Origin of the sequence: Streptomyces synnematoformans, from assembly GCF_039531005.1 — a bacterium.
GTDB classification, from domain to species: Bacteria; Actinomycetota; Actinomycetes; order Streptomycetales; family Streptomycetaceae; genus Streptomyces; species Streptomyces synnematoformans.
The window spans coordinates 1-4,066 of the sequence record NZ_BAAAPF010000455.1; the positions used below are offsets into that span (position 1 = coordinate 1).

4 protein-coding genes are annotated in these 4,066 nt (G+C 76.7%); 1 reads left to right on the top strand and 3 read right to left on the bottom strand.

The window, feature by feature from the left end; all coding sequences use genetic code 11:
• Positions 1 to 62: 62 nt before the first annotated feature.
• The 3 genes from ABD317_RS34235 to ABD317_RS34245 all read right to left on the bottom strand — a co-directional run bounded on the left by ABD317_RS34235 (position 63) and on the right by ABD317_RS34245 (position 3,503).
• Complete coding sequence (locus ABD317_RS34235) at positions 63 to 1,034, bottom strand: hypothetical protein (protein ID WP_344295304.1); 972 nt, start codon at positions 1,032 to 1,034, stop codon at positions 63 to 65.
• Positions 1,031 to 1,909, bottom strand: coding sequence for a MerR family transcriptional regulator (locus ABD317_RS34240; RefSeq protein ID WP_344295307.1), 879 nt, complete (start codon positions 1,907 to 1,909; stop codon positions 1,031 to 1,033). The genes ABD317_RS34235 and ABD317_RS34240 overlap by 4 nt, the downstream gene beginning before the upstream one ends.
• Before the next feature lie 61 nt (positions 1,910 to 1,970).
• Entirely contained in the window at positions 1,971 to 3,503 is a 1,533-nt protein-coding gene (locus ABD317_RS34245) for a pyridoxal-dependent decarboxylase (RefSeq protein WP_344295309.1), read from the bottom strand.
• Between the two features lie 68 nt (positions 3,504 to 3,571).
• On the opposite strand from ABD317_RS34245, the gene ABD317_RS34250 reads away from it, so the two are divergent.
• On the top strand, positions 3,572 to 4,066 hold a 495-nt coding region (locus tag ABD317_RS34250), incomplete at its 3' end, for an AraC family ligand binding domain-containing protein (protein WP_344295312.1).

The following is a 4,066-nucleotide window of genomic DNA, read 5'->3' on the forward strand; positions in this document are numbered from 1 at the left end:
GCTCGGCCACCGCCTGCAGGTGCCGCTCACGGCGGCGGAGCCCGGGGTATCCCCGGTGCGCTTCACGCCGGCGCCGTGAGCGGCGGCGGCGTCCCGCCGGGCTCCTCCCGCCCCTTCCCCTTCCCCTCTCCCGGCCCCTGCCCCGGTGCCGGCTCGCCCGCCTGCTCGCCCGTATGCTCGCGCGCCTCTTCGCGCGCCGCGCGCGCCCGGCGCAGGGCCTCGACCACCGGCCGCGGGTCCTCGGCGTAGAACCGCAGCACCCGCGCCTCGGCCGGCTTCCCCAGCGGCCGGACGAACGCCACCGGCGCCGTCAGCTCGACCGTGACCGTCGTCTGCCCGCCGACCGCGAGGTCGGCCGTGCCGTCGTCGCCCAGCCGCAGCAGCCCCCCGCCGTCCGGGAAGCGGCGCTCCAGCCGGGCGTTCGCGATCAGCTCCGCCGGCACGGGGATGTCCAGCAGGACCCCGTACCGTACGCGCAGCGAGCCGTCCGCCCCGACGACGTGCGGCCGGACCACGCAGGCCGCCTGGAGCGCGAGGATGAAGTAGATGCCCCAGACGTCCAGGACCAGCACGACGGCGTGCACCACCGGCCAGGGGATGACGAGGGCGAGCGCCACGGTCTCGACGACCGAGACGAAGAGGAAGCCGTAGAACGTGAACGCCTGCCCGGGGGCGTACGCGACGGCGGTGTCGCCGGGGCCGACGCCGTGCTTCGGGCGGCGGGCGAGCCAGCGCAGGGTGGCGGTGAAGAGCCTGACCTCGTGCACGGTGAGCTTGCGCACGGCGGCCGGGACGCCGTCGCGTACGGCCTCCAGACCGGCGGCGCGGGGCGGCAGGCCGGCGCCGCGGTGCCGGCGGTAGTCGACCGCCAGCAGCGTGACCAGGGCCCCGGTGACCAGCAGGACGGCCACCTCGACGGCGAGCAGCACAGGGCCCGGGATGCGTACGCCCGAGACGAGGCAGAGCACGAGCACCAGCTCGCCGGGTACGAGCGAGGCCAGGGCCCAGCGGACCGTGCGGCGCAGCGCGTTCACGACGCACTCTCCCCGCGCCGCGGGCCCGCGCCCCCGGCCCCGCCCGCCTCGCCGGCCCCGCCCGTCCGCTCTCCGAGCAGGGCCATCGCCCGGCGCATGACCGCGGCCTGCGCCGGGGGGAAGTCCGCGAAGAACACCTCCGCGAAGGCTTCCCCGTCCTCGCCGCCGCCGTCCCCCGCGCCGGTACCGGCCGGGTCCGGGCCGGCGGTCATGAGCCGCACCGCCTCGTCGGGCATGGCGTCGACCACGGCCCGGGCCAGCTCCTCGACGCGCGGGTCGGTGGCCTCGGCGTCGGCCAGCTCGTCCAGCCGGGCGTAGATGCCGTACGCCCGCGTCATCGCCTCCGGGTCCGCGTTGAGCGCGTGCAGCAGCGCCGCCAGCCAGCCCCGGTGGGCGTCGTCCGCGGTGGTCTCCAGCAGGGCGAGCAGCTCGCGCTCCCGGACGGCGCTCGCCGGCTCCGGGACGCCGAGCCGGGCGGACGCGCGGGACATGTCCGCGAACACCGCCGCCAGCTCCGGCGACACCGGCGCCTCGGCGGTCAGCCCGCCGCTCTCCGCCTGCCGGAGCAGCCCGGTGAGCCGGACGCGGCGCTGCCGGATGGCCTCCTCCTGCCGGGCGAGGTCGGCGTCCAGCTCGGCGAGGATCTCGTGCAGCTCCCTGCCGGCGTCGTCGGCGAGCACGTCGCGGACCTCGTCCAGGCTGAGGCCCAGCTCGGTGAGGCGGCGGACGCGGGCCAGCTCGACGACGTCGCGCAGGGTGTAGACGCGGTAGCCGTTGGCCCGGCGGGCGGGCTCGGGCAGCAGCCCGATGCGGTGGTAGTGCCGCACGGTGCGGGTGGTGACCCCGGCGAGCGCGGCCAGCTCTCCGATGCGCATGGCTTCAGTAGAAACGTTGACGTCGCGACAAGGTCAAGCGACGCACGCGGAGGGCGGGCGCTCAGCCCGGGACGGCGGGGGCCTCCTCGCCGGTACCGGTCGCCGCGGTCCCGCCGGAGGTGTCCGTCACGGCGTCCGTCACGGCGTCCGTCACGGCGTCCGCCGCGGCGCACAGGTCGTCCCACAGCGCCCGTACGTGCCGCTCCTCCGTCTCCAGCCCGCCGACCGCCACCCGCAGCAGGTAGCGGCCGCCGACCACGGTGTGCGTGACGTACGACCGGCCGCCGGCGTTGATCCGCTCCAGCACCGCCTTCGTCGCAGCGTTGTCGGCGTCCGTCCCGCGGCCGGTGACGACGTACAGGCACACCAGCGCCAGGCTCCGCGGCACCCCCGCCGCGAAGCGCGCGTCGGCCGCCGCCCACGACTCCAGCTCCGCGGCCAGCTCCACGTGCCGGCGCACGTGCGCCCGTATGCCCGCGAGGCCGAAGCGGCGCAGCACCGTCCAGAGCTTCAGCGCGCGGAAGCGGCGGCCGAGGGGCAGGTGCCAGTCGCGGTAGTCGACGACGGCGCCGGACTCGCTGGCGGCGTTGCGCAGGTACTCCGGCAGCACGGTCAGGGCGTCGATGAGGGTGGCCGTGTCGCGGGTCCAGAAGAGGTTGCAGTCGAAGGCAGTGAGCAGCCACTTGTGCCCGTCGGTGCTGTACGAGTCGGCCAGCCCGGCGCCGTCGAAGAGCCCGCGGTGCTCGGGGCAGAACGCGGCGGCGCCGGCCCAGGCGGCGTCCACGTGCAGCCAGACGCCGTGCTCGGCGCAGACCGCCGCGATCTCGCGCACCGGGTCGACGGCACCGGTGCCGGTGGTGCCGATCGTCGCGCACACCATCACCGGCCGGCGCCCGGCGGCCACGTCCTCGCGTACCGCGGCGGCCAGCGCGTCCGCCGACATCGCCTGGCCGCCGGACGCCGCGGCCACGATCCGTACGGCGTCCGCGCCCAGACCCGCCGCGATCGCCGCCTTCTCCAGCGAGGAGTGCGTGTGCGCCGACACGTACAGCACCTCGCGGCCGTCCCGCCCGGCCGTCCGCCACGCGCCGCCGGAGGCCCGGTGCAGCGCGGCGAGCAGCGCCACCAGCGAGGACGACGACGCCGAGTCCTGGATGACGCCGCCGCCACCGCCGGCGAAGGTGAACTCGGCGGGCAGGCCGGTGGCGCCGGCGAGCTGGTCGAGCAGGTGCTGCTCCAGCTCCGTGGCGGCGGGCGACGTCGACCAGAGCATGCCCTGGGAGCCGAGGCCGGTGGAGAGCATGTCGCCGAGGAGGGAGGCGAGGGAGGCGTTGGCGGGGAAGTACGCGAAGAAGCCGGGGTGCTGCCAGTGGGTGCTGGCGGGTACGACGACCCGGTCCATGTCCGCCAGCACCTCGGTCAGCGGCTCGCCCTCCTCCGGCAGCTCCGCGGGCAGCCGCTCGCGCACCCAGCCCGGCTCGACCCCGGGGAGCACCGGCAGCTCGCCGACGCGGGCGCGGTAGTCGGCGATCCAGTCGACGTAGGCGTGGCCCAGCTCGCGGAACTCTTCCGGGGACAGATCTCGCTGCGACATGCGCGCATCGTAGGCAGACGTGGAATCCCGCTGGCAAGGGCGGTACGGCGCCCGGCACAATGCGACGCATGAGCGGCGAGGGGGAGGCGCGGGGCCCCGGGGAGTACGCGCGCTGGACGCGCCTGCCGCTGGGCACGGACCACTCCCCGCTGTACCTGATGACGGCGCGCTTCACCGCCCACCGCTACGCGCCGCACGCGCACGGCGAGTTCGCCGTCGGCGTCTGCACGCACGGCGCCGAGGTCATCGACTACCGCGGCGAACGGGTCCGGGCCCACCCCGGCGGCATCGTCGTCCTCGCCCCCGGCGAGGCCCACACCGGCGGCCCGGAGGGCGACGGCGGGTACGGGTACCGCGCGTTCTACCCCTCCATGGCGCTGCTCACCGACGGCGCCCGCACCGACGCGCACTTCGCCGAACCCGTCATCGACGACCCGGGCCTGGCCGCCGCACTGGGCGCCGCCCACGCCGCGGCCGACCGCGGCGCGGAGCCGCTGGAGGTGGAGTCGCGGCTGCCGTGGCTGCTCGTCGCCCTGGCCCGGCCGTGCCGGCGGGCCAGGGCG

Excerpts from the sequence above, each read along its gene's own strand:
- ABD317_RS34245 (WP_344295309.1), bottom strand. The coding sequence starts at position 3,503 with ATGTCGCAGCGAGATCTGTCCCCGGAAGAGTTCCGCGAGCTGGGCCAC.
- ABD317_RS34240 (WP_344295307.1), bottom strand. The coding sequence starts at position 1,909 with ATGCGCATCGGAGAGCTGGCCGCGCTCGCCGGGGTCACCACCCGCACC.